The organism is Vibrio parahaemolyticus (assembly GCF_900460535.1).
GTDB lineage: Bacteria > Pseudomonadota > Gammaproteobacteria > Enterobacterales > Vibrionaceae > Vibrio > Vibrio parahaemolyticus.
Genome location: NZ_UHIL01000001.1, coordinates 292,968 through 318,714 on the forward strand (window position 1 = coordinate 292,968; position 25,747 = coordinate 318,714).

Annotated in this window: 25 protein-coding genes; 17 read left to right on the top strand and 8 right to left on the bottom strand. The window is 47.5% G+C overall.

What is annotated here, in order from left to right; genetic code table 11:
- The first annotated feature begins 191 nt into the window (after positions 1–191).
- Positions 192–2,234: an oligopeptidase A gene (prlC, locus tag DYB02_RS01565; RefSeq protein WP_029862546.1), complete on the top strand. Its 2,043-nt coding sequence runs from the start codon at positions 192–194 to the stop codon at positions 2,232–2,234.
- Positions 2,235–2,300: 66 nt separating this feature from the next.
- On the opposite strand, the gene asnC is transcribed toward prlC, so the two are convergent.
- A complete protein-coding gene (gene asnC / locus DYB02_RS01570) occupies positions 2,301–2,765 on the bottom strand; it encodes a transcriptional regulator AsnC (RefSeq protein ID WP_005465258.1) in 465 nt (154 codons plus the stop codon).
- 113 nt (positions 2,766–2,878) lie between these two features.
- Here asnC and DYB02_RS01575 point away from each other — a divergent pair, with 113 nt between their 5' ends.
- From DYB02_RS01575 to DYB02_RS01585, 3 genes are all read left to right on the top strand, one after another.
- The gene (locus DYB02_RS01575; RefSeq protein ID WP_029806471.1) at positions 2,879–6,019 is read left to right on the top strand and encodes an EAL domain-containing protein; all 3,141 of its coding nucleotides are present in this window, start codon (positions 2,879–2,881) and stop codon (positions 6,017–6,019) included.
- Positions 6,020–6,108: 89 nt separating this feature from the next.
- Complete coding sequence (locus DYB02_RS01580) at positions 6,109–6,888, top strand: class I SAM-dependent methyltransferase (protein WP_025502333.1); 780 nt, start codon at positions 6,109–6,111, stop codon at positions 6,886–6,888.
- Positions 6,889–7,074: 186 nt separating this feature from the next.
- Positions 7,075–7,647 carry a hypothetical protein gene (locus DYB02_RS01585; RefSeq protein ID WP_020904396.1) on the top strand — a complete coding sequence of 191 codons (573 nt, stop codon included), beginning with the start codon at positions 7,075–7,077 and terminating at the stop codon, positions 7,645–7,647.
- Between the two features lie 71 nt (positions 7,648–7,718).
- Here DYB02_RS01585 and DYB02_RS01590 read toward each other — a convergent pair whose 3' ends face one another.
- Entirely contained in the window at positions 7,719–8,597 is an 879-nt protein-coding gene (locus DYB02_RS01590) for a carboxylate/amino acid/amine transporter (RefSeq protein ID WP_005467602.1), read from the bottom strand.
- 64 nt (positions 8,598–8,661) lie between these two features.
- A complete protein-coding gene (gene uspA / locus DYB02_RS01595; protein ID WP_005467601.1) occupies positions 8,662–9,087 on the bottom strand; it encodes a universal stress protein UspA in 426 nt (141 codons plus the stop codon).
- A gap of 227 nt (positions 9,088–9,314) precedes the next feature.
- Between uspA and ftnA the strand changes: the two genes are divergently transcribed.
- The 3 genes from ftnA (at position 9,315) to DYB02_RS01610 (ending at position 11,607) form a co-directional block, all read left to right on the top strand.
- Entirely contained in the window at positions 9,315–9,842 is a 528-nt protein-coding gene (gene ftnA, locus DYB02_RS01600; RefSeq protein ID WP_005467599.1) for a non-heme ferritin, read from the top strand.
- Between the two features lie 90 nt (positions 9,843–9,932).
- Positions 9,933–10,256, top strand: coding sequence for a universal stress protein UspB (gene uspB, locus DYB02_RS01605; RefSeq protein WP_005394407.1), 324 nt, complete (start codon positions 9,933–9,935; stop codon positions 10,254–10,256).
- A 157-nt stretch (positions 10,257–10,413) separates the two neighbouring features.
- On the top strand, positions 10,414–11,607 hold the full coding sequence (locus DYB02_RS01610) for a BaiN/RdsA family NAD(P)/FAD-dependent oxidoreductase (RefSeq protein WP_029845626.1): 1,194 nt from the start codon (positions 10,414–10,416) through the stop codon (positions 11,605–11,607).
- A gap of 85 nt (positions 11,608–11,692) precedes the next feature.
- Here the strand turns inward: DYB02_RS01610 and DYB02_RS01615 are convergent, their stop codons facing one another.
- Positions 11,693–13,036: a sigma-54 interaction domain-containing protein gene (locus DYB02_RS01615; RefSeq protein WP_005478617.1), complete on the bottom strand. Its 1,344-nt coding sequence runs from the start codon at positions 13,034–13,036 to the stop codon at positions 11,693–11,695.
- A gap of 433 nt (positions 13,037–13,469) precedes the next feature.
- Between DYB02_RS01615 and DYB02_RS01620 the strand changes: the two genes are divergently transcribed.
- The 5 genes from DYB02_RS01620 (at position 13,470) to DYB02_RS01640 (ending at position 16,643) form a co-directional block, all read left to right on the top strand.
- Complete coding sequence (locus tag DYB02_RS01620) at positions 13,470–14,021, top strand: BON domain-containing protein (protein ID WP_005478674.1); 552 nt, start codon at positions 13,470–13,472, stop codon at positions 14,019–14,021.
- 44 nt (positions 14,022–14,065) lie between these two features.
- The gene (locus DYB02_RS01625; RefSeq protein ID WP_005478615.1) at positions 14,066–14,242 is read left to right on the top strand and encodes a DUF1328 family protein; all 177 of its coding nucleotides are present in this window, start codon (positions 14,066–14,068) and stop codon (positions 14,240–14,242) included.
- A gap of 8 nt (positions 14,243–14,250) precedes the next feature.
- On the top strand, positions 14,251–14,448 hold the full coding sequence (locus DYB02_RS01630; protein ID WP_005466987.1) for a hypothetical protein: 198 nt from the start codon (positions 14,251–14,253) through the stop codon (positions 14,446–14,448).
- 91 nt (positions 14,449–14,539) lie between these two features.
- Positions 14,540–14,971 carry a hemerythrin domain-containing protein gene (locus tag DYB02_RS01635; protein WP_029806183.1) on the top strand — a complete coding sequence of 144 codons (432 nt, stop codon included), beginning with the start codon at positions 14,540–14,542 and terminating at the stop codon, positions 14,969–14,971.
- Positions 14,972–15,005: 34 nt separating this feature from the next.
- A complete protein-coding gene (locus tag DYB02_RS01640; RefSeq protein WP_029806181.1) occupies positions 15,006–16,643 on the top strand; it encodes a diacylglycerol kinase family protein in 1,638 nt (545 codons plus the stop codon).
- Positions 16,644–16,862: 219 nt separating this feature from the next.
- Here the strand turns inward: DYB02_RS01640 and DYB02_RS01645 are convergent, their stop codons facing one another.
- Together DYB02_RS01645 and DYB02_RS01650 are read right to left on the bottom strand one after the other, a co-directional pair.
- Positions 16,863–17,261 carry a hypothetical protein gene (locus tag DYB02_RS01645; RefSeq protein ID WP_025441132.1) on the bottom strand — a complete coding sequence of 133 codons (399 nt, stop codon included), beginning with the start codon at positions 17,259–17,261 and terminating at the stop codon, positions 16,863–16,865.
- A gap of 116 nt (positions 17,262–17,377) precedes the next feature.
- Positions 17,378–17,809, bottom strand: coding sequence for a ferritin-like domain-containing protein (locus DYB02_RS01650; protein WP_005466482.1), 432 nt, complete (start codon positions 17,807–17,809; stop codon positions 17,378–17,380).
- Between the two features lie 445 nt (positions 17,810–18,254).
- Here DYB02_RS01650 and DYB02_RS01655 point away from each other — a divergent pair, with 445 nt between their 5' ends.
- Genes DYB02_RS01655 through DYB02_RS01670 form a run of 4 tightly spaced genes read left to right on the top strand, consistent with a single transcriptional unit; the run spans position 18,255 to position 20,392 of the window.
- The gene (locus DYB02_RS01655) at positions 18,255–18,503 is read left to right on the top strand and encodes a hypothetical protein (protein ID WP_029806179.1); all 249 of its coding nucleotides are present in this window, start codon (positions 18,255–18,257) and stop codon (positions 18,501–18,503) included.
- Positions 18,504–18,546: 43 nt separating this feature from the next.
- Positions 18,547–19,059: a phage holin family protein gene (locus DYB02_RS01660; protein ID WP_021486857.1), complete on the top strand. Its 513-nt coding sequence runs from the start codon at positions 18,547–18,549 to the stop codon at positions 19,057–19,059.
- On the top strand, positions 19,004–19,354 hold the full coding sequence (locus DYB02_RS01665) for a hypothetical protein (protein WP_077280417.1): 351 nt from the start codon (positions 19,004–19,006) through the stop codon (positions 19,352–19,354). Before DYB02_RS01660 ends, DYB02_RS01665 begins: the two co-directional genes overlap by 56 nt.
- Before the next feature lie 9 nt (positions 19,355–19,363).
- Positions 19,364–20,392 (top strand): AI-2E family transporter, encoded by a 1,029-nt coding sequence (locus DYB02_RS01670; RefSeq protein WP_025501981.1) that lies wholly within the window; start codon positions 19,364–19,366, stop codon positions 20,390–20,392.
- 32 nt (positions 20,393–20,424) lie between these two features.
- Here the strand turns inward: DYB02_RS01670 and DYB02_RS01675 are convergent, their stop codons facing one another.
- Together DYB02_RS01675 and DYB02_RS01680 are read right to left on the bottom strand one after the other, a co-directional pair.
- Positions 20,425–22,860 carry a sensor domain-containing protein gene (locus tag DYB02_RS01675; RefSeq protein ID WP_029805386.1) on the bottom strand — a complete coding sequence of 812 codons (2,436 nt, stop codon included), beginning with the start codon at positions 22,858–22,860 and terminating at the stop codon, positions 20,425–20,427.
- Positions 22,861–23,073: 213 nt separating this feature from the next.
- Positions 23,074–23,982, bottom strand: coding sequence for a DMT family transporter (locus tag DYB02_RS01680; protein WP_029845623.1), 909 nt, complete (start codon positions 23,980–23,982; stop codon positions 23,074–23,076).
- Positions 23,983–24,151: 169 nt separating this feature from the next.
- Between DYB02_RS01680 and rmuC the strand changes: the two genes are divergently transcribed.
- On the top strand, positions 24,152–25,696 hold the full coding sequence (gene rmuC, locus DYB02_RS01685) for a DNA recombination protein RmuC (RefSeq protein WP_029805382.1): 1,545 nt from the start codon (positions 24,152–24,154) through the stop codon (positions 25,694–25,696).
- Positions 25,697–25,747: the final 51 nt, after the last annotated feature.

Genomic DNA, 25,747 nt, shown 5'->3' on the forward strand with positions numbered 1-25,747 from the left:
CTCCAATAGAGTGCTCTGCCACTTAGGCAGAATAAGACTCAGGGACAGAGCAAGCTCTCGTTGATCATCCGGTCATCGCAGCATAGAGAAAGGGAACGGAGCTCCCCCAATCCATGTTGTCGGCTTACTTGTGCATTGGGTCCGCCTATTTTATGGGCAGTCATAGAGCCAAAACACAAAAGGAATTATTCATGTCTAATCCACTTCTAACGTTTACGGACCTACCTCCGTTTTCGCAAATCAAACCAGAACACATTAAACCTGCTGTCGAGCAGGCGATTGCAGATTGTCGCGCCAAAGTTGAAGAGGTGCTAAAAGACAACACCAACCCAACTTGGGAAAATGTGATTGCTCCTCTAGAAGAAATTGATGACCGTCTGAGCCGCATTTGGTCGCCAGTTGGTCACATGAACTCTGTGGTGAACAGCGAAGCTCTGCGTGAAGCGTACGAAAGCTGCTTACCAATTTTGTCGGAATACGGCACTTGGGTTGGTCAGCACAAAGGCCTGTACGAAGCGTACAAAACCATCAAAGCGAGCGAAGAATTTGCAACGCTAACGCGTGCCCAGCAGAAAACCATCACCGATGCGCTACGTGACTTCGAATTGTCGGGCATTGGCTTGCCATCAGACGAGCAGCACCGTTACGGCGAGAGCAGCAAACGCATGTCTGAGCTGAGCTCTAAATTCTCCAACAATGTGCTGGATGCCACCATGGGTTGGACCAAGCACATCACGGATGAGAAAGACCTCGCGGGTATGCCAGAATCGGCGTTGGCAGCAGCAAAAGCCGCTGCAGAAGCAAAAGAGCTCGATGGCTACCTGATCACGCTGGATATCCCATCTTACCTACCTGTCATGACGTACTGCGACAACCAAGAGTTGCGTAAAGAAGTGTACGAAGCGTACGTGACGCGCGCTTCTGATCGTGGTCCAAACGCAGGCAAATGGGATAACTCAGAAATCATTACTGAGCAGCTAAAACTGCGTCATGAAATCGCACGTATGCTGGGCTTCAACACCTTCAGTGAGAAGTCGTTGGCGACGAAAATGGCAGAAACTCCGGCTCAAGTGCTTGGCTTCCTAAATGACTTAGCGACACGTGCGAAACCGCAGGGTGAGCGCGAAATTGAAGAGTTGCGTCAGTTTACTAAGGGCGAATTTGGCGTTGAAGAGCTGAACGTGTGGGATATCGCTTACTACAGCGAGAAGCAAAAACAGCACTTGTTCCAAATCTCGGACGAAGAGCTGCGCCCATACTTCCCAGAGTCAAAAGTCGTGAGCGGTCTGTTTGAAGTGTTAAACCGCGTGTTTGGCATGACCGTTACTGAGCGTGAAGGCGTAGACACTTGGCACGAATCTGTGCGCTTTTTCGATATCTTTGACGCTGAAGGCACACTACGTGGCAGCTTCTACCTAGATCTCTACGCTCGTGAACACAAACGTGGCGGCGCGTGGATGGATGACTGTCGTGGTCGTCGTATTACGCTATCTGGCGAACTGCAAACGCCGGTTGCGTACCTAACCTGTAACTTCAACCGTCCAGTAGGCGACAAGCCAGCACTGTTTACGCACGATGAAGTTGTGACACTTTTCCATGAATTTGGTCACGGCATCCACCACATGCTGACGCAGGTAGAAACTGGCGCGGTATCAGGCATTAATGGCGTACCTTGGGATGCGGTTGAGCTACCAAGTCAGTTCCTAGAAAACTGGTGTTGGGAACAAGACGCGCTGGCGTTCATTTCTGGTCACTACGAAACGGGCGAGCCGCTACCAAAAGTGATGCTAGACAAAATGCTCGCGGCGAAAAACTTCCAATCTGCGATGGGTATTTTGCGTCAGCTAGAATTCGGCTTGTTCGACTTCACGCTTCATACTGAATATGACCCAGAAGTGGGTGCACGTGTGCTGGAAACCTTGGCAGAAGTGAAAGAGAAAGTGGCAGTTGTTCCAGCGGTTGAGTGGGCGCGTTTCTCACACAGCTTTGGTCACATCTTCGCTGGTGGTTACAGCGCGGGTTACTACAGCTACCTATGGGCAGAAGTGTTGTCGTCAGACGCATTCTCTCGTTTTGAAGAAGAAGGTATCTTCAACAAAGAGACGGGTCAAAGCTTCCTGAACAACATTCTAGAAATGGGTGGCAGTGAAGAGCCAATGGAGCTGTTTAAGCGCTTCCGTGGTCGTGAACCACAAATCGATGCACTGCTGCGCCATTCGGGTATTGCGGCGTAAATTGAGCAAAAAACACCAAGGCCAACCGTTCGGTTGGCCTTTTTTGTACATTTTTTATAAAAAATTTTACGGATTCACGTTGCGGTTGATCGGGTTTTGCAACGATATCAATGTCTCCGTGGACTGAACCTCATCAATGGCTTGCAGCTTATCAATCAGCACAAATTGCAGTTCTTCAATCGATTTGCACATCAATTTGACGAATATGTTATACGCGCCTGTGGTGTAGTAAGCTTCCACTACCTCATCGAGAGCATTGAGTTTTTCTAACGCGGAATGGTAGTCACGCGCCGCGTTAAGGTTAATACCAATAAAGCAACATACATCGTAGCCGAGCTTCTTGGTATTTACGATCACCTCCGTACCCTCGATTATGTCAGCCGATTTCATTTTCTCGATACGCACATGAATGGTGGCAGGGCTGACATCGAACTGCTTAGCCATTTCGGCGTAAGGCGTTCTGGCGTCTGCCATAAGTGTTTTTAAGATTGCGCGGTCAAGGTCGTCGAGTTTCGGCAGGCTCGCATTCATACTATTATTTCCGTTGGGTATGAGAGTTACGTCTCTTTTATACTCACAGCGGACACGATTCACAAGGTTTGGCAGGGGTAACTGCGGGTTAACTCCGATGCTATGGAGAGAATGTGCAGCGTTTTCTGATTTTGGTCGCCTTATTCTGGAGTGCATGTGCCTGGAGTGAACTGACACTTGCTCAAGAGCCGAAGGTGCTTGTCGTCCATTCTTATCACCAAGGATTCTTTTGGACGGACTCCATTCAGCGCGGGATCGATCAACAACTCGATGACCGCGAGATGGACATGCGCGTCTTATACTTGGATTCCAAGCGCAACCAGAGCGAGCAGTTTTTTACCCAGCTCGAATCACTCTATCGCACTAAGTTGAGCGATGAGCGTTTTGATGCCATTTTGGTGACGGACAACAATGCATTGGAATTGATGCAGCACTTGGCGCCGCTGATCAAAGACACGCCAGTGATTTTCTGTGGCATCAACAATTACCGTCCTTCCTTTCATCAATCACTTAACGCAACCGGCGTGATTGAGAACGTCGATTTAGAAGCGAACTTAGCGCTGATCGAGCGTTTGCATCCAGACAACAAGCAGATTTACATCATCAGTGATCATTCGGTGACTGGTGCGATACTTCGCGACGAGATTGACGATTTTATCCAACAACATGACCGTTATCGCAACAAGATCACTCAACTTGTCCCTGACAATGTTGAAGCATTGAAGCAAAAAATCGCTCAACTCAATAAAGAAAATGTGGTGCTGTTTTGGACTTACTACCGCGACAAAGATGGCGTGGTCGGCAGCGAGCGTGACTGGATTCAGATCAACAAGGCCTCCAACGCGCCATTGTTTATGGTGCACGATGTAGGATTGGGTCATGGTGCGGTGGGCGGCGTGATTCAAAGCGGTTATCGGCAAGGTGTTGAAGCGGCTAGATTACTTGAACAAGTGCTCGACCACCCACAAGAACCATTACCTCCGGTGGTGAATGGCGATTCTGAAATCAAGCTCGATTACCAAGCGGTCGTGCGCTGGGGGTTGGGCGCAGAGCAAGAATCCTCGGCGGTCTTTTTTAATAAGCCGATGGAATTTTCGGAGCGTTTCGCCAAAGAAATTCGCTTGTTTGGCAGTTTGTTCGTGTTGATGCTGGTGGCTATTTTGCTACTGAGCTACTACTTGCAACGCATTCGTCGCAGCGAGACAGCTGCTCGTGAAAGCCAAGCGATTTTAGAGTCCATTTTTGACCAAAGTATGCAGTACATGGGGATTTTGGATAAACATGGTTTGCTTAAATCTGGCAACGATCGTCTGCAATCTTTACTCTATCATCAGGAATTACGCTTAGATAAGCCACTTTGGCTACATCAAAACTGGAGTGAGCAAGCACGCCACGCGATCGCCGATTATTTTGACGCACCGCAGCAACAAGTTTCGACATTTGAAGCCGAAATCTGGAGCAAAGAGCACGGCTCTATGGTACTCGAAATTTCCTTAAAGCCGTTCTCCCAGCAGGTAGGCAAACAAAAGCAGTATCTGTTTGAGGCGCGTGATATCACCAGCCGTAAGTTGATGGAAGATAAGCTCTATCAGCGTGAGTCGAGCTTGCGTAATTACTACGAGCAGCAGCCCGTGATGATGGTGACGCTCGACACCCACAACCGCATCCAAGAAGTGAACCGATTCGCGCAACTGTTATTGGGCTACGAGCCGCTTGAGATGCTCGGCCATCGCCTGCGAGAGTTCTATCTTGATGACAAAGCACTGTTCCCACGCCAGGTGTTGTTGCAACCGAGTCATCAAGTTCATGATGTATGGAGACGTGAAATCGAGTATCGCCATGCTGACGGGCACAGTGTTTGGGTACGCGAAAACATTCGACCGCTCAACGATTCCGATCAGTTGCTGATTGTGGGTGAAGACATTTCAGAGACCAAGCTTTTGGCTGAGAAGTTAGAGTATCAGGCGCGTTATGATTTATTGACGGGGACATACAACCGCAACCACTTTGAGTTGGAGTTGAAAACTGCGCTGCGTGAAGTGGATAGCCACCGCCGAGTGCATGCGATGTTATACCTCGATCTCGACCAGTTGAAAGTGCTTAATGACACCGTTGGGCACGATGCGGGCGATGCCGCGATTCAATTTTGCGCCAGCATGTTGGAAGAGGTGCTGCCATACAATTCCGTGCTTGCGCGAATGGGCGGCGATGAATTCGCGGTGCTACTGAAAGATTGCGACGAGTATGGCGCGATCAATATTGCGAAGGTGATTATCTCCACATTGGGTGAGCACCTGTTTATCTGGGAAGACACACGCTTATTCATCAGTTGCTCGGTCGGCATTCGTATCATCGACCACACGGCAGAAACGCCGCAAATGGTGCACGCGCAAGCAGATTCGGCGTGCCATGCGGCGAAAGAGCAGGGGCGTAACCGTTACAATCTATTCAGCTTAGATAATGAAGAGTTGCAGCGTCGTCAGATGGAAATGCAGAGCGTCAACTTGGTGCACGAGGCGTTGTCTAATCAACGCTTGGAGCTGTTTGCTCAACGAGTGATGAATTTGCAGTCGCCAGAGTCGCTGATGTATTTTGAGATTTTGGTGCGTATTCGTGACGCGCAGGGTAACTACGTCTCTCCGGCGATTTTCATTCCCGCTTCCGAGCGTTATAACATTGCGCATTGGATTGATAAGCAGGTGATCAACCAAGCGCTTGAATGGTTTGAACAGCGACCAGACGTAGTGGAAAAGTTGGGGCGTTGCTCGATTAACCTTTCTGGTCAATCCATGGGGAATCAGGAATTTATCGATTTTCTCTTCGAACGATTGAAAAACTCGACCATGCCGTGCGAAAAAATCTGTTTAGAAATCACAGAGACGGCGGCCATGGGCAATTTGGATCAAGCCATCGACTTTTTCACCAGAGCCAAATCGCTCGGTTGTATGATTGCGCTGGACGATTTTGGTTCGGGCTTGTCTTCTTTTGGTTACTTGAAGAAACTTCCTGTAGATATCGTGAAAATTGATGGCCTTTTCGTACGAGATATCGACGTGAATGAAATGGACCGAGTAATGGTTCGCTCCATCAATGATTTGGCGAAGCAGCTTGGCAAAGTAACGGTGGCGGAATTTGTCGAAAACGAGCAAGTCATGCAGCACTTGATCGACCTTGGTGTGGATTACGGGCAAGGCTATGGCATTGGTCACCCGAAACCGTTGGCAGAATTGGTCGAGAATCTCTCTTCGCTTTAACCTTGGCATCTCGCCGCCAATCTAGCTTTTAGAGGTAACTTGGGTATACACTCAGCGCCAGTTACCTCGATTTTTATTGGAGCCTCCTTTTGCAACTGCAATTGATCTGTGAAGACCCGTCTCAACAATCTCATCTCGACGAACTGGCTGCGCGTTGGCAGCTTTCTCACACTGACGAGAGCGACTTTGCTTTGGTGCTGACTGCGGAGCGTTTAGAGCTGCGTAAAGTCGATGAGCCTAAGCTCGGTGCGATTTTTGTCGATTTGATTGGTGGCGCGGTGGGTCATCGCCGTAAATTCGGTGGCGGTAAAGGGCAAGCGATCGCAAAAGCCGCAGGCTTGAACAAAGGTGCGACCCCAACCGTGTTAGACGGCACGGCTGGCCTTGGTCGTGACGCGTTTGTGCTCGCATCGCTAGGTTGTAAAGTGCAGATGGTCGAGCGTCACCCAGTCGTGGCGGCCTTGTTGGATGACGGTTTGGCTCGCGCGAAACAAGACCCAGAAATCGGCTCGTGGGTATCTGAGCGTATGTCGCTGATCCATGCCTCCAGCCATGACGCGCTGGATCAACTGGCGCAAGACAGCGAGTTTGTGAAACCGGATGTGGTGTATCTCGACCCGATGTACCCACACCCAGAAAACAAAAAGAAATCCGCGTTGGTGAAAAAAGAGATGCGCGTCTTCCAATCTTTGGTGGGAGCGGATTTGGATGCCGATGGATTGCTCGAGCCTGCTCTGGCGTTGGCAACGAAACGCGTGGTGGTTAAGCGCCCGGACTACGCGAATTGGCTGAACGAGCAAAAGCCAAGCATGGCGATTGAAACCAAAAAGAACCGTTTCGACGTCTACGTCAAAGCCTCGATGGCATAACCTCCTGACTCGCAAAAACTTCTCGTCACAGCATTGAACCAAGTGCTGTGACGCTGCCATTCTTTCCTGCACACTATTGATAGTTTTCACTTGCTAATTCGACACTCTGACTGTATATCTAACTAAGAATTATTATTATTTCACTTGTTGTGATGCTGTCGATAATTGGGAAGCTGGAGTAGTCGAATGTCTAAACGCTTATGTAAGATGAACCGCAAACAAATTGCGGCCAACTTGGGTGACATTCACCGTTTGGTCGTCGCACCTAAGTTCGTGTGTCGCTCTTGTGCACGCTCTTCCGCTTCTAAAGACTCATTGTGTAAGCCTGCCGCAATTCCTCCACAAAAATGCCAAGACAAGCCGTTAAACGAGCAACAAGCATGCGGTCTGTTAGCTGAAGCGCTGCCTGCGCAATCCATTTCCGTCACGCCAAAACACAGCGCAGAAAAGGCGGCGATCGTGAAACGTGTGGTCGAGCGAGTGAAAGAGAAGAAACAAGCCGCGAAAGTGGTGACACCAGTGTCGATGGCGGCTCCTGCACTGTTTGATTTGGCCGATAAAAAAGCGCTTAAGAAAGCGAAAAAGGCACTGAAAAAACACTACAAACAGCAGAAAAAGCTGCTAAAAGTGGCAAAAAAGCAGCAGAAGTTGCTCAAGCGTCAACGCAAACTGGAAGCCCGCAATGCGAAGTTGGAAGTGTTGTTACCAACGCCGCCTAATGCGTTGATGGGCGCAAGCTCACAAGCCAAAGTGCATTAATTGAATTAAAAAAAACGCTCTCCAACTGGAGAGCGTTTTTTATTGCTGGAATATGTGTCGAGAAAGGCACGTTACTTATTGGCGTAGCTCATTTCAACGCGTTTTTTCACCCACGTTTCGTTAATCCACAGCGATAGCATGATGATCGCGCCGCCAATCGCGAGGCGCACGATGTCGACGTCTCGGTTCCAAATTACGATGTTCACAATCAGGCCTGCTGGCACTAACGCGTTGTTCATTACCGCTAACGCGCCGGCATTCACTAAGGTTGCCCCTTTGTTCCACGCAAAGTAACCAAAGCCTGATGCAATCAACCCAAGGTAGGTCAAAATGCCCCATTGGGTTGCGGTGGTTGGCAGTTTGTCGAGGTTGCCCATGAGCGCGAAAGCCACGGTTGCTACACAAAGCGCACCCAAGTAGAAGTAACCAAACACGGTGTGCTGTGGTAAATCGACGGGCTCACTTTCCATGATGTATTTGTAGCCCACCTGACCGATGGCAAAACAGAGGTTTGCCCCTTGTACGACCAAAAAGCCCATTAGGAAGTTTTCGTTAATGCCAGCGAATTTGATCCATGCCGCACCCGCGACTGCGATCAGCGCAGTGACTAAATACCAAGGCGAAAAACGACCTTTCAGGAAGTCATAAATCAGCGTCACATAAATCGGTGTGAATACAGTGAACAGCAACACTTCTGGAACAGAAAGGAGTAAGAAAGACTGGTAGTAGAAGCAGTACATCAAACCGAGTTGAAAGCCGCCGACGATCATCAGTTTCGCGATCAGAGATTTGCTTACGCCGCGAAATTTAAGGAAAGGAATGAATACAACGCTGGCCAGTGCCACACGCATGAACACGGAGAACCAAGAATCAACCTGACCAGCAAGGTAAACGCCGATCAGGCTGAATGAAAATGCCCAAAGCAGGGTAACTGCGGATAGATAAGCCATAGATGAGAATCTTTATCAACAACAAATGTGCCCGCAGTCTAACCAAGTTTTAACGTCGCGCCAATCAGTCTTTTAGCGGTACGACCAGCATATCGACTGGTGAACAGTTAATCAGTTGACGAGTTGAAGAGAGAATCTTGCTCCAGAAATCTTGGTGATGACCACAAACCACTAAATCGATACTGTAATCTTTGATGGTGTCGCACAACTCGTTACTTAAATCACCACTGCCGACTAAAGTATGAGTGATTGGGTATTGAGCGTACTCCGCAAAGTTTGCCAATTGGGTACGAGACGCTTCCATCGCTTGATGCTGCGCTTCTGCCATGTTGATATCGATAAGCCCGGTGTAGAGCTCTGCGTAATTCACGTCGATGTGAATAAAAGAGACTTTCGCATCCAGAGGTTTAGCCAGTGATACGGCTTTCTTAATCAACACTTTACTGTCGTCTGAAAGGTCGACTGCCACAAGTATGTGTTTGTAACTCATATTGCTATCTCCTTGTAAGGTCGTATACCTAAGCAACCTCGAACTGACCTCAGTGCCAAGGCCCTGACTTCGACATTTATGAAGTCACTTGGGTATAGTTTCAGATTAGCACTAACCCTTGAGAAATTTTGCCGAAGTGATCTCATATCATTATTGTAGGTACAAAGTCTTGTCTCAGTAATCATGTTATAGTGGTGTAAAACGCATGCACATAAATAGGAGTTAACATGCTGTCTCAAACTATGGTCGAACAATTGAATGAGCAAATTAACCTAGAATTTTTCTCATCCAATCTATACTTACAAATGAGTGCTTGGTGTGAAGACAAAGGTTTTGAAGGTGCGGCTGAATTTTTACGTGCACACGCCGTAGAAGAGATGGAGCACATGCAACGCCTGTTCACGTATGTGAGTGAAACTGGCTCAATGCCTATCCTAGGCGCGATTGAAGCACCAAAACATGATTTCGCAAGCCTAGGTGATGTTTTCCGTGAAACCTACGAACATGAGCAAATGATCACGGAAAAAATCAATAAATTGGCGCATGTTGCATTTACAAGCCAAGACTACTCAACGTTTAACTTCCTACAGTGGTACGTGTCAGAACAGCACGAAGAAGAGAAGTTGTTTAAAGGGATTTTAGATAAGATCGAATTAGTTGGTGAGGACGGCAAAGCATTGTTCTTCATCGACAAAGATCTAGCTCAAATGGCGAAAGAAGGTTCATCTTCAATCATGGGTGCTCCAGCTGCGTAAAGCGTTCTCAACGCGATAAGTAGCGGTTAAAAGACGAAGCATTGATCGTCTTTTTCTCTTGAGCATTGTTGAAGATGTAGGGAGGAAAAGATGATCAGTGGAGACACAATCTTATTTGCGCTAATGGTAGTAACGGGGGTCAATATGATCCGTTATCTCACCGCTCTTCGTTCTCTTATTTACATCATGCGTGAAGCGCACCCATTGTTGTATCAACAAGTGGATGGCAATGGTTTCTTCACCACTCACGGTAACGTCACCAAACAGGTGCGTTTGTTCCACTACATTAAAAGCAAAGAGTATCACCATCACCATGATGAGATATTCACAGGTAAGTGTGAACGGGTGCGTGAGTTGTTTGTGCTATCAACCGCGTTGCTTGGTGTTACCCTACTGGCGGCCTTCATCTTGTAGGTCTTTCCAGCTAAGCCGTACTAGGCGATGCTTGGAATTTAAGCGCTTTTCCCTTTCGACATTTGTCGGTAGAATGGCGCTCTTAGAAAGCAAGGATGTGCAATAAGCACATCCTTTTTTATTGTTTTGGATTTTGGATAGAGCCTAAGAGCGACCGATGAGTAAGAAATTTGATGTTGTTGTAATTGGCGCGGGAGCCGCGGGTTTGATGTGTGCTGCAGAAGCAGGCAAGCGCGGACGCAGTGTGCTTGTGCTGGATCATGCCAAAAAGCCAGGACGTAAAATCCTTATCTCTGGTGGTGGCCGCTGCAACTTCACTAACTACGACGTATCAGCCAGCAACTACCTATGCCAAAACCCACACTTCGTGAAATCGGCGCTGTCGCAATACACCAACTGGGATTTCATCTCCATGGTCAGCAAACACGGCATCGAGTTTGAAGAGCGCGACCACGGCCAATTGTTTTGTGTCGATGCCTTTACCGCCAAAGACATCGTGAAGATGCTGCTGGCCGAGTGTGACATGCCAAACATTCAACAGCGTTACCAATGCGATGTGCACACCATTGAGAAAACCGAAGAAGGCTTTCGTCTGCACGCGGGTACTGAGCCCGTTGAGTGCGAATCTTTGGTGATTGCGACCGGTGGCCTTTCCATGCCAAAACTGGGCGCGACGCCATTTGGTTACAAAGTGGCTGAGCAGTTTGGTCTGCCGGTAATCCCAACCACGGCGGGACTTGTGCCATTTACGCTGCACAAAGAAGACAAAGAAGATTTCGCTGAACTGTCTGGCATTGCTGTGCCTGCGGAAATTACCGCCGAAGACGGCACCATGTTCAAAGAAGCGCTGTTGTTTACTCACCGCGGCTTATCGGGCCCCTCGGTTTTGCAAATTTCCTCTTTTTGGAAAGCGGGTCAGAAAGTTTCTATCAACTTAGTTCCTAACGAAGACGTCGCTCTGCTGCTCGAGCGCAGCCTTGAGAAACATCCAAATCAATCGCTAAAGAACACCCTAGCAAAAGTGCTGCCCAAGCGTTTAGTGGAAGTGCTGATTGAGCGTAAAGAGCTGATGGATAAACCTCTCAAGCAGTTCAACCCGAAAGAGCTTGCTAGCGTGGTGGAGCGTTTAGAAAACTGGTCAATCGCACCTAATGGCACCGAAGGCTACCGCACGGCGGAAGTGACTTTGGGTGGTGTAGATACCGATCACCTGTCTTCTAAAACCATGGAATGTAAAAACATCAAAGGTTTGTACTTCATCGGCGAAGTGATGGATGTGACCGGATGGTTAGGTGGCTATAACTTCCAATGGTGCTGGTCGAGCGGCTTTGTGGCAGGTCAGTGGGTGTAATCCAGCGCTGCACGCAAAGATAGAAAGAGACGATGAAAAAGAGCACTGAATTCAATTCAGTGCTCTTTTGCTATTTTCGGTGTGTTTACTCGTCTTGATACTTTTCGAGCTTGTTGTACAGCGTTTTAACGCTGATACCCAGCTCCTGAGCCGATTCCGTTTTGTTGCCTTGATTCTCTTCAAGCGTATTGAGAATAGCGGCTTTTTCCAGCTCTTCTAACGATACGCCAGCAGGCACCATATCTTCTAATCGGGTGCCAGTTTCTAGTGGCGGCGTATCGAAAATCAGATGTTCATCTTTAATGGTATCGTCGGCGAGAATGAACGCTCGCTCGATGGTGTGTTTGAGTTCTCGAACGTTGCCAGGCCAATCGTGCATGGCGATTTTCTGGATTGCCGAGTCGAGAATCGTCTTGGTTTTGGATTCGTTAGCGTTGCGGTGCGCAATAAAGTGTTTGGCTAATCCGACGATGTCTCCGCCACGTTCGCGCAATGGTGGAACGGTTAACGGGAAGTGCGATAGCCTGAAAAATAGGTCTTCACGCAGAAATTGTTCTTCGATCGCGACTTTAGGATCGCGGTTGGTCGCCGCGACGATGCGGGTATTGGCGATGTGGACGGTATTACTGCCCACTGGGCGGTATTCGCCAGTTTCTAGCACACGCAGCAGTTTCACTTGATGCTCGATCGGCATCTCCGTAATTTCATCCAAAAACAGCGTGCCGCCTTCCGCTTGCTTAAATACCCCTTGGTGAGTTTTGTTCGCGCCAGTGAATGCGCCTTTTTCGTGGCCAAACAGTTCGCTATCGACCAGTTCAGGGCTAATGGCACCACAGTTGATGGCAATAAAAGGTTGCTGCTTGCGCTCGCTGGCGAGATGGATGGTTTGCGCCACAAGCTCTTTACCTGAGCCACTTTCACCGACAATCAATACGTTGGCTTCGGTTTTTGCGACACGGCGGATCATGCGGTACAGCTGGTGCATCGGAGAAGATGAGCCAACTAGCAGACCAAACTGATCCAAATCGCTGGTGGCGACTTTACGTCCTTGCTCCTGCTTGTGCTGATAATACTGGCTCACTTCGGTCAGTGTATCAGACAGGATAGTGAGATCGACGGGTTTTCTGTAGTGAAAAATGGCACCTAGGTTCATCAGTTTATCGAGGTTCTCGTTAGGCGCGCCTGAACTGATGATGATTAAGTCCATGTCGTAAATGGCTTCGATATCGGAAAGTCGCTGGTAATCAGCGTGAGTGAAATGCGCCACTTCGACAATCGCGACATCCGGTTGAACGTCGACGAAGTGATCAATCCAATCATCGTCCGTTTCTGTGTCATACAAACGGAACTTATGTAATTCCTGACAAGAAGCGATAGCCTCTTTGAGGGCGGGGTCTTGTATTCTTAGAAACAGGCTTGGCAGTGACATAGAAATGTCCTCTTCACTATAACAGAAACAATGTACGTGTATTATTTAAGCTGTACAAGACAAAATATTGTCAAAGTCTGTTTAGAATCTGGTTGGTTATTAATATAGTGAGATCAACAGCAAACTATATATCTACATCGTTTTTCTTTCCTTATTTGTTGTGTGGAATTGTAATCCTTAGAAATTAATCTCACTTGATGGTTTTTGCGTACAAAAATAAACGAAAGGATGAGATGTTATTTCTTCTCTATTTATCTTTTCTTCTTCAATGATTAAAAATTACATTTCTTCTGTGTAAATTATTCACGAATGGTTTCTCTCTCATCTTAAATATAACGGCTGTTTTAAAATAAACGCTTTAAAAATAGTTACTTATAAAGTTGGCACATGCTTTGCTCTATTAGAACTGCAACGTCAATATAGGAGAATTACCATGAATAACATCGCAGCTAAAATTGTACTTACTTCAGTTCTTGCAACGTCATCTACCGCAGTATTAGCCAGTGATAAATGGGAAAAAGAATCCATGGACGCTTGGCTAGATGGTAAAGCAGAAACCACCTTACTGCTTAATAGCAACCTGAACTCTTTTGATATCAACACTGATGTTGAAAATCAGGTGGTTACGCTGACAGGTTCGGTCAATAACGATTTGGAAAAGTCGCTGGCAGAAGAGTTGGTTTCAGGCCTTGATGGTGTGAAAAAAGTAAATAACGAGCTAACGGTAGTGAGTGAAAATAAACAAGATGCCGATTCTGATGCATTTGCTGCATTAACGGATTCAAAAATTACTACTATTGTGAAAACTCGTTTACTGATGGATACCAGCGTTAGTGGTACAGACATTGATGTCACCACAAAAAATAAAACCGTAACCTTAACCGGTAAAGTGAACTCAGATGCCGAGCACGATCTGGCATTATCGATTGCAAATAATACCAACGATGTAAATAAGGTTGTCGATAAGATTGAAGTTGTTCAGTAATAACTAATATTGAGCTTTCACTTTAAAAATAAGGAGACAACACCATGGTTCGTTGGATGTTTATTTTCCTTGCTTTGGCTCTCGTTTCAGCGGTGCTCGGATTTAGTGGTATTGCCGGTGCCGCCGCAGCTGTCGCGCAAGTGATATTTTATCTGTTCCTGTTGTCATTAATTGTATCAATAGTATTTGTGATACTTGGAAAGAAAAACGTAAATAGATAGGAGTTAGCATGCGAGTTACGTCATTTATTTATCGTATCGCCGCAGTATTTGGTTTGGTATTTGCTTTAGCGGCGTGTAGTGATGAAGGGCCAATGGAAAAAGCGGGCAAAAAATTGGATGAGACTGCGGAAGAAGCGCAAAACGCCATTGAAGATGGTTGTGAAAACCTTAAAGAGAATCTGAACGCGGAAGACAAAGATTGTTAAGCGTTCACCTCATCCATCAACAGCAAAAAAGGGCGGCGTGATAACCGCCCTTTGTTTTACCAACTATTCTTAATCCGATAAGGAGTCAGAGATGAAGAACATATTCGATGTGCTAACAGAAAGTCATGAAAAACAGCTCCTTTTGCTGGATGCACTGATGGAAACATCCGGAGATTCCCCAACTCGTCGAGAGTTTTATCGTGACCTAAAGCACGAGCTTGAGCAACATGCCGCCGCTGAAGAGCGTTACTTTTACGCACCGCTGATTGAGAGCGATAAGACGATCGATATGACACGTCACGGTATTGCTGAGCACCACGCCATCGACAAAGTAATCGCTCAGTTGGATGACACCGCGTGGAGCTCACCCGCTTGGCTTACGCACATGAAAACACTGCGCCACAAGGTACTGCACCATCTGGAAGAGGAAGAGCAACGCTTTTTCCAAATGGCAGGCAAGGTGATGTCCGATAAACAAAAACAACAGTTGGCCAATGACTATATCGAAGAGATGGCCAGCTAAGCGTTATCCCATCGCTAAGGATTAAGGAGGTCGAATGTTCATCGTCAAATATTATCTACTTGGCGCGCTGGTTGCGTTGCTCGCTGCTATCTACATACCTCAAATCGTAGTGAGTTTACTGCTGCTTTGGGTTTCGCTTTCCTTAGCGTTAGTCAGTGCGGCTTACTTGTTTGATTTCCCGTCCATTTTTAGAAAAAGCCAAGATGGAAAAATTGTCTGGTGGATTCGATGGGCATTCATTCCTTTCTTACTCGGGGCGAAAGCCTACAACGCCTGGGAGAGACGGTGCGATACTGTCCCTCCCATTCAGCAAGTCAGCGACAATCTTTATCTTTCTCGGCGCTTGTTCCCGAGCGATTTGGCGTTTCTCGACTCTCACGACATTTCCTGCATTGTTGATGTTACGGCGGAGTTCGCAGGTTTAGAAAGCGCCATGACTGACAAGCAATTCAACTACCTTTCTATTCCCGTGCTGGATCATAAAGCGCCGACCTTGGAGCGTTTACGTCATGCGATGAATTGGATTGATACCCAAATCGCCTGCGGGCGCTCTGTGGTTGTGCATTGCGCACTTGGGCGTGGCCGTTCGGTGTTTGTGGTGGCGGCTTATTTACTGAGTAAAGACCCATCGCTCTCGGTGGAATCGGTGATGCAGAAAATCAACCGCGTGCGCAGTACTGCAAGGCTCAATAATTTGCAGATCAAAACTCTGCGCGCGATCAGTGAGAAAGGCGTGCTAACACTCGATGAGCCGACCTGGATGGTGGTGAACCCTGTAGCGGGCGGTGGGAAATGGCTGCAATACGAACAACATGTGATTCGTGAGTTGACCAAAAAATATCGTCTCAGCATTCGCCAAACGGACGAAACCACCAGTGCAGAAAGCCTCGCACTGCAAGCTAAACAAAGTGGTGTGAATCAGGTGATTGTCTCTGGTGGCGATGGCACGGTGACTGAAGTGGCGAGCCAATTGGTCGGCACTGACATCAAGCTCGGCATCATACCGTTGGGGACGGCGAATGCGCTGTGCCATGTGCTGTATGGCGTCGGCGTGAAGTTATCACCGGTGGGAAAAGCGTGTGAAGCCATTCGCGCAGGTCATTGCCAACGTATAGATACCGCAGAATGTAATCAGCGTTTGATTCTGTTGGTGTTGGGGATTGGTTTGGAACAGAAGATGATTGAACACGCGCATCGTGAAGAGAAAAATACTTTTGGGCAACTGGCGTATTTAACGGGCTTTTTTAACGCTGTTATTTCCGAAGAGTTGCAAACTCTGCAAGTAACCCTCGAAGGGCAGGCGGCGAGTGAACAAGGATGGGAGAGTCAGGAGATGGACGTGCACAGCTTCGTCGTTGCCAACATCGCGCCATTCAGTACTGTGTTAGCGCAAGGTGGCGGCGCGCCGCAGCCAGATGATGGGAAATTGCACATTACCTACCTTGATAACACTCAGTCGCTGGGTGGACGCCTAGTGGCGTTGTCGGATCTAACATTAACCAGCGTCGGTGCGCAGGATGAGTCGAATCTGTTTCAGTACGCGAGCGCGACAGGGGTAACGATTACTGCGGATAAGCCGATTGACTACGTCATCGACGGTGAACTCTATTCTGACCGTCGTTTAGAGATCAAGATTCGTCCTCAGTCGCTTAATGTGTTTGTTCCCAGTTAACGCCGATGAAGACGACTGCGAATAGAGTCGAATACAAACAACGACGCAAAAAACGTATCACTTGTGATGCGTTTTTTTATGTCGAACGTCGACTAATGGTTGATGTGGATAGATGCAGAAAGTAAGCAAAGCTCGTGTTGGTCGATGTGTAGAATAGACAAAACAACAGACAGAAGGGCAAAAATAGAAAAGGTAAACGAAGGAAAAAGGTGAGCAGAGCTACTCACCTTGGGGTAAATGTTTTTCCAGCTCGTCGTTTTCGACTTGTAACGCCGCCACCCAGTACGAGATCAGCGCTGTTAAGTTGGCATCATCCAACTCTCGGAGGAGCTGTTTTAACTCACTCAGTAATTGCGCATTCATAAAATGCATCTCTTTATAATTACCGAGAGTAGCAATTCCCGTTTTGTTGGCGTGTTCTGCGATAAAGTCGTCGCCACTTTGATCAAAAAATAGATCGACCATTTTTTTGATCATCACTTTTTCTATTTTAACGAACCGATAGGCTGATCGAGCAATATTCATATGTGAATGAGGATCGACAAGCGGTAAACACGTTTGGCGATGGTGCGCCATTTTAATGAGTAATTCCCTTACTCGCGTATTATTCAATGTCATACTGACCTCTTTTTCAGTATTTCAGCATTATGCTTTGGTATGTGTGAATATTCATCAATGGTTCTGAATAAGAATGGCCAATAATGTTGACCATTCTTTTTAGGGTTATTTATCGATTAGCTGATCAGGCTAATATTGCTGAGTTTTTCTTTACAGCTTTTGATGTCACTGCGCACTTTGAGTAGCACGGCGTTATCTGCTTGCTCTGGCTGCGCGGTGATGACGTTTTCGATCTCTTTCAATACCTTACTTTCCACGCCTTCGAGCTGTTCCAAGTACATCGATTCTTTGTCTGACGACACTTCTTTCATGACGTCACTGTATACTTCGCGTGCCTTGATGGTGTAAGACACGGGCGTGTCGTCGGCAGTTTGAGGATTCGCAATCGCATAAGGTTTCAACTCTAATGCGGCGTGTTCTCGTACATGAACCAGATCCTGCAATACATGGTTTAGCGATGTGTTGTCGATGTTATCAATCGCTTTCTTGTAAATATCATTACCGCTGTGAATAAGCTCAATGATTGAGGCGATGTTTTCATTTCTCATATCTTCTCCTTTATTTTACTGCGGTTACTTTATTGCAGTGTTTAAGCGCAACTTATATTGCGATGACTTAGCCATTAAATATGAACAATATTTTTTATGTGGCATTTTATATCTAGCATTTTGTATGCCATGAATATTGAGTGTGAGTGATGCCAGACAATATAAGGAGTAAGTATGGAGGTGGTTATTTATTGCGCGTAATTTCTTGTGGGGAATAAGAAAAAATTACAAATAAGAATCTATTCAAAGGAAATAATTACAGGTCATTTTGCAATGATTGGGGCCATTTGAATTCTATTTCAATAAAAACAATAACTTATTAACTTGGCACAGTAATCGCAATACCACTCACGAGGAAACGAAAAGAATTCACTTTTATCAGATTACTTCTCAGCGGAATCACAACCGTTTAATCCAAGGTAATCTCAATCAACGGAGGCTAGTTATGGCTAATACAAAAGAAAGCGCAGTTAAACCTCAAGAGCAATTTGGAGAGGCGTACCACCTTGCAGAGCAAGCCACTTCAGAAGCGGTTGGCGCCATGAAAGAACATGCCAAAGAGAAGCTGGAAGTCGGCGCAGAGAACATTCAGCAAGCGACCAAATCCGCAGAAAACGTCATTAAAGAGCGTCCGCTGTTGAGTATCGGTTGTGCATTCCTGGTTGGTTGGGCGGTCTCTAAGCTCATCAAATAAGCCTGTTCCTTACATTTCGCTCTAATCATGAAGGAAGAGTTTTATGAATGACTCCGAGCATACCATCAATGAGCGCCAAGGCTCGGCTACTGCAGACAGTAGCCGAGCCCTAAATGGGGCTAAAAATCAGGAAGTTGAACAAGCCATTAATGGGCTACGAGCCATTTTGTCGCAGATTGACGACCTTTCGACGTCACTGCGAACGTGGTCGGGCTCGACGTTGGATTTGTTTCTGCTAGAGATGAAAGTCAACGTAGCGGCTGCGCGCCAAATCGTGATGTTCAGCATCATTTTTACACTGCTGTCGGTGCTGTTTATCTTCAGTGTGTGTTTGGTTGCGGGTGTAGTGACGTACCACTTTACCGCTCAACTACTGCTAAGTGTTGGCGTGTTTATTGTGTCGTTAGGTCTAGCGCTAGTTGGGTTGGCGTGGTGGCAGAAGCGGCTGACGCACTTCCTTGGTTTCAAAAATACAACCGACCAATTGCAGGAGGGCTGGCATGCGTTCTCTAACCAAACTCGACCGAGCCATGCAGATAAAACGCATCGAGGGTAAAGCGGCTTTGGAGCAATGCTTGCTGGATAAGCAAACCCTCAAATTTACCTCGAACCGATTCGTGCAAGAAAACCCGTGGACAGCGCTTGGGCTGAGCGCTTTTGCCGCGATTGCTGTTGCGAAAGCTGGGCGACTGTCTCGCGTCACGTCATCTCTCTCCTCCATCAGTTTGCTGCTCAATGGCGCGATGGATTGGAGTGGTCAGCTAGCCAAATCTTCTTCATCGTCTGCTGTATCCTCAAAAGAAGCTGGTGAAGAAGCGGCTCAACCATCCGATTTACCACCTCATCAGTAGAGGACGCGCATGAATGGAAAATTAAACCTTCCTATCAATACCGTGATTGGCGTGTCTCTGCTGGTGTTATTGCTTGTTCCTGCGCTCTACTTCGCCAAACCGGTGCTGTTACCTATGGTGATAAGTACGTTCGTGGCACTGCTGTTTAGCCCGCTGATCAATTATTTTGAAGATAAAGGCCTGCCACGCACGATAACCGTGGTGGTGACGTTGACGTTATTGGTGAGTGTTTCAATACTCGGTTTAGCGGCGATATCAGAACCCGCGAAACAATGGTGGGCTGAGTTGCCAAGCATCGTCCAAAACGTTTCGCAGGAAGTGAATGAAGTGACCAAAGCGTCGTCAGAGCACATGAACGCGCCGCTTGAGCTTGCCAGTGACATGAACATTGACGAGATGGGCAACAACACGGTGTTTTCTCTGCTGAAAGCGCTCGCGACCACCACACCAACGCTGTTAACTCAGGCGATGATTGTGCTGTTTATGGTGTATTTCATGCTTAATCATGGTCGAAGTCTGTTTCGTAAATCGGTATCGCGTTTGCGTGGTTTTTCGAAACAACGTCAGGCGGTGGAGTTGGTGCAGGCTCTGCAGAAAGATTTATCGCGCTACATCGGCACCATTACTTTGGTCAATGCGGGTTTAGGCTTGTGTGTAGGATTGGTGTTTTTTGTCCTCGGCCTTGAAGACCCATTTCTATGGGGTGCGTTTGCGGGGGTAATGAATTTCGCGCCGTATTTGGGACCAGTGATTTCGATGGTGAGCTTTGGTTTTGTCGCGTATTTGCAGCTAGATTCGGTCAGCTTTATGCTGACAGTGGTGTCGATATATCTGTTGCTGAATTTAATCGAGAGTCAGTTTGTCACCCCAACTTTGCTAGGGAGGCGGTTTAACCTCAACCCGTTAGTCATCTTTATGTGGCTGGTCTTTTGGGGTTGGTTGTGGGGCGGAATGGGGCTGTTGATTGGCGTGCCGCTGTTGGTGTGCATCAACATTTTAGCGGATCGTTTGGCGCTTTGCGGTTCGACGAACATCTAACCGCAAAGTTACCAGTGTATTGAACGTTGTGCTTAGTTAAATAACTTATCCGCCGCAACGGGTGGGCTGAATAAATATCCCTGACCGTAGATACAACCTTTGTCGACCAAGTAAGCCACTTGTTCTGGCGTTTCGATACCTTCTGCCACGACTTTGAGTGAAAGCGTAGTGCCCATCGCAATGATGGCGTTCACAATGGCGTTGCTGTCGTTGTCGTTAGGCACATCGCTGACAAACGAGCGGTCGATTTTCAGTTTGTTGATTGGCAAACCTTTGAGGTACGACAGCGAAGAATAGCCTGTGCCGAAGTCATCCAACGAAATCTCGATTCCGAGTTCACACAGCTGATTTAGCGATGCGATGGCCAGTTTTGGATCGATAAGCAAAAAGCTTTCGGTAATTTCCAGCTCCAAGCGATGCGCCGGGAATCCCGTTTCACGAAGGATGGTTTTGAGCTTGTTGATGAAGCGCGACTGTTGCAATTGAAGTGCTGATACATTGACTGCAATTTTGCCAAATTGAACGCCTCTCGCCAGCCAGTCAGTCCCTTGTAAACAGGCGTCTTTGAGTACCCATTCGCCGATGCTTTGAATCAAGCCCGTCTTCTCTGCGATAGGAATAAAATCCGCAGGTGGCACTAAGCCAAATTCTGGGTGTTCCCAACGCACCAAGGCTTCCACACCAATAATTGCGTTTTGCGCGAGGTTGTATTGCGGCTGATACATCAAATGCAGCTGTTCTTTTTCTATCGCTTCATGCAGCGCAGATTGAATTCGGACGTGCGATACCGATTTGTCAGTTAAATCCGGAGAATAGAACGCGTAGCCGTTGCGGCCATTTTTCTTCGCCAGATACATTGCGGTGTCAGCGTTTTTTAGCAGCGTTTCACTGTCTTGACCGTCGTTCGGGTAGAGTGCGATACCGATGCTGGTGGAGATCCGCAGCGAATCGTGATTTGCCAGATCGAACGGGCGGCGGAACACGCCCAAAATCGAGCTTAACGTTTCGAGTAACGGAGAGTCGCCGTCAATGTCTGGCAGTACGATGACAAATTCATCGCCACCGATGCGAGCCACATGCGCGTTCAGGTGCAAAATGTCTTGCAGGCGAACCGCCAGTTTCGACAACAGTTGATCACCGCAGAAATGGCCCATGCTGTCGTTAATGTGCTTAAAGTGGTCGATATCAAGAAACAACGTAGCAAAAGGTTGTTCCATCTCGATGTGCTGTTCCAGCAAGCTGATCAAATGGGTTCGGTTGGGCAAGTTGGTTAGCGGATCATAAAACGCCATGCGTTGCAGTTTCTCTTCGTGCGCTTTGCGCACTGAGATGTCCTCAAACACACAGATGTAGTTAATTAGGTGGTTTTTGTCATCCATTACCGCGCTAATAGTGGCTAATTGCGGGTAAATGCTGCCATCACGTTTGCGGTTGATAAACTCGCCTTTCCATTGGCCTTTGGTTTCAAGCTGCTGCCAAAGTTGTTGGTAAAAAGCATCATCATGGTGCCCAGAGCGGAGAATGTTGGGGTTCTTCCCAATCACTTCTTCGGCGCTGAATCCGGTGATCTGCGAGAACGCGTTGTTGACATCAATGATGTTGGCATTGCTGTCGGTAATGACCATGCCTTCTTGCGAGTTGTTGAAGATTTTCGACGCTAACGACAATTGCGTTTCCACCATCTTGCGACGGGTGATGTTGCGCGTCATGCCCAAAATGCCGATCAGGTCGCCGGCCTGATTTCGTACCGGTGATTTGATGGTTTCCAGCCAAGTTGGGTTGTTGTTTTCATCAATTTGGCGACACTCTTCAACGATGTTCTGTGTGCCAGTGGCGACCACTAATCGGTCGGCATCAATGAATTTTTCCGCGCGTTCGGCGCTGAAAAGGTCAAAGTCGTTCTTCCCGACAATGTCATCGTTAGACTTTTTCCACGCCTGTTCCACGCTGCGGTTAGTCATGGCGTACAGACCATCGGTGGTTTTTATCCAGATGTGGTCATCCAGACAATCGATGAATTCTTGCAGCGTTGGTAGTGGCTTGTTGGCGTGTGAGTGATGACGTTTGAGCTCTTGATGATAATGCTGGCTAACATCAAAACTGATGCGGCCTGCCAGTGCGCTCAGCCACGCAGAAACGGTTTGCTTTTGCTGCGTTGAGTGCGTCAACGTCACAACGGCAAACAGCTCCTCATTCGGTAGCCATACTGGGCACAGGCTCAGGTTTTCATCATCAAATTGTGAGCAAACTACGTCAAAGTGCGGCGCGGAAAATTGCGCGCAGTTTTGCTCAATCATCGCCACGATGGCGCGGTGATTTTGTGGCGAGGTGGATACCTCACTGGATAGCCATTGTTTGGTGTAGCTCAGGGTATAAAGTTGTCCCTGAGCTTGAGTGGCATCACAGCATTGCTGCAGAGCGTGTTGCCAGTCAGTCATCAACGGTGAAGGAATAGCGAAGCGAAACATAATTAGTAAAGTATCCTGAAGTGCCCACAAATATTTATAGGAATGTCGCCGCGTTTAGCGGCTGGGCTTTGGTTATATCGTATCCAACGCTTGAACAATTCCAAGCGACTGAAGGCACTTTCGATCAATAAAATGTTAGCGAGCTCTCTTTTTTATCCAACTCGTTTCATTTCTCCGTTTTCATATTGTCCTAAGTTTTTCGGGCATGACCAACTATTGCGATGCGTTCGCCGCCTTGGCTTTTTTACCCCAAGTCACCTGTTGGATGACCAAACCACTGATGATTAAGACAAGTCCAATCAACGTCGATGGATGAATTTTTTCACCAATAATGGTGGCCAGTAACATCAACGAGATAAATGGCGAAGCAAATATCAGGTTACTGATGCGCGCCGTGTTTTGGGTTAACTTTAAGGCGCTCAACCACAGCACAAACGTCACTCCCATCTCAAACAAGCCGACGTATGTCACCGCCGCCCAGCCTTTGATGGAAATAGAGTACCAGCTTGCGCCTTCGTACCAACTCAACGCGATAGTGAATGGGATGGCAACCAAAAAGCCCAGCAAAACACCAACCACCGGATCGGCTTTGTTTTTGGTGTTGAGAATCCAGTAACCCGCCCAAAGTAACGTCGACAGCAGTGCCAAGCCAACGCCTAGCGGACTCTCAAACTGCATGCCAAGCACATTGCCTTGCGTTGCAATCACGATCACGCCGAGGTAACTGAATCCACAAGCTATCCAATCTTTGCCACGAATCTTTTGCCCCAAAAACACCGCTGCCATCAGGGTGAGCGTAATGGCCCAGCTGTAGTTGATGGCCTGCGCTTGAGAAGCGGGCAGCAAATCGTACGCTTTAAATAGGATCAAGTAATACGCCAACGGGTTGATCAAACCAAGCAGCAAGTAGTGCCAAGGATTAGAGAGAAAAGTAGCACTTAGCTGGTTTAATTTACCTTGCACACCGCACACAATCGTAAGCGCGATGGCAGAAACCATACTGGCGATACACAGCATTTGGATCGGCGTAAATTCCGCTAATGTCAGTTTAAATGCGGTTGCAACCGTTGACCACAGTAATACTGCTGAGAGCCCAAATCCTAGGGCACGACGCTCGTTCATGATGCCTCTGTGTGATGATGTGCCGCTCTTTACTGAAAGAGTGAGCGGGAGTGAGTATGTTGTACGGAGTGCCTAGTGTATGCGAGGATTTTTCATCCAACAAACTGGACATTTATCCAGTGTCTAAATACCATTGATAAAGATATAAAACATAGGCTAACTCGCTATTATGCAATGGATTCTTGAGCATCAATCTCTCATTCTTTCTTCTCTTTTTGCCGCGACAGCGAGCGGTGTCGCCGTGGGTTGGTGGGTAAAGCAGCGCTTTATTACCCAGACTCAACTACTCGAACAGCAGTTGGTGTCAGAAAAACAGCTTCACCAACAACAGCTTGAACAAGTAAAGCAAAGCCTTGCCGATGCGCAGCAAGAGTTGGATGAACTCGACAACGAGCGCGATAAAGCGGCCTTTGAAGTGCGACAATCGCACGGCAAGTTGATGGCGGCCATGGAGAAATTGCGTTACTTCGAAGCCGTCAAACAAGAACGTCAGCAGTACTTTGATGAGCTGGGCCAAATGCGTGAACAAAAATCCCGTTTGGAAACGCAGCTTCGTGAGCAGCAGGCGCGCCACGAACAAATGAATCAGGCTAATGCGGAAAAACTGCAAATTTTAGAGCAGGCAGAAGTGCGTCTGAAACAACAGTTTGAGCACCTTGCCAATCAACTGTTTGAAGAGAAAACCGCGAAAGTCGATTTGCAAAACCGTCAAAGTTTAGAAGGGTTGTTGTCACCGTTAAAAGAGCAGTTAGAAGGTTTCAAAAAGCAAGTCAACGACAGCTTTAGCCAAGAAGCTAAAGAGCGTCATACGCTGGTGCATGAGCTGAAAAATCTGCAACGCCTCAATGAAGAAATGACACGAGAAGCCGTGAACCTGACCCAAGCGCTCAAAGGCGATAACAAACAGCAAGGTAACTGGGGTGAAGTGGTGTTGGCGCGCGTTTTAGCCGAATCGGGACTGCGCGAAGGGCACGAGTACGAAACGCAAGTGAACCTACAGAGCGAAGCGGGCAAGCGTTACCAACCGGATGTGATTGTGCATTTGCCACAAAACAAGCAAGTGGTGGTCGATTCGAAAATGGCATTGGTGGCGTACGAGCGCTACTTTAATGCCGAAACGGATGCTGAACGCGACCGCGCGTTAAATGCTCACCTCACCGCACTGCGTGCGCACATCAAAGGTTTGAGCATGAAGGATTACCACAAGCTCAAAGGCATCCAAAGTCTCGATTATGTGCTGATGTTTATACCGGTAGAGCCAGCGTTCCAAGTGGCGATTCAAGCCGACCCAAGCTTGATCAAAGACGCGATGGAGCAAAACATCATCTTGGTTAGCCCAACCACGTTGCTGGTGGCACTGCGCACCATCGACAATTTATGGCGCAACGAACGTCAGAATGAAAACGCCAAACTGATCGCCCAGCGCGCCACCAAACTGTACGACAAACTGCGTTTATTCATCGATGACATGGAAGGGTTGGGCGGCGCATTAGACCGAGCGAACCAAACCTATCAAGGCGCTATGAACAAGCTGGCGACAGGTCGTGGCAACGTGATTCGTCAAGCAGAAAGCTTTAGGCAGTTGGGGGTTGAAATCAAACGACCGATTTCTTCTGACCTTGCGCAGTTGGCGCAAAGTGATGCATTTTCAGAAAATGAATCACCAAATGAATCGTTAGTAGAAAGACATCCGGCTGAGGATAAAGTAAACTAATCGCCCGCAGTACAGAGGGCGACTTTCATTGTCAGCAAACGCCCTGTAGTG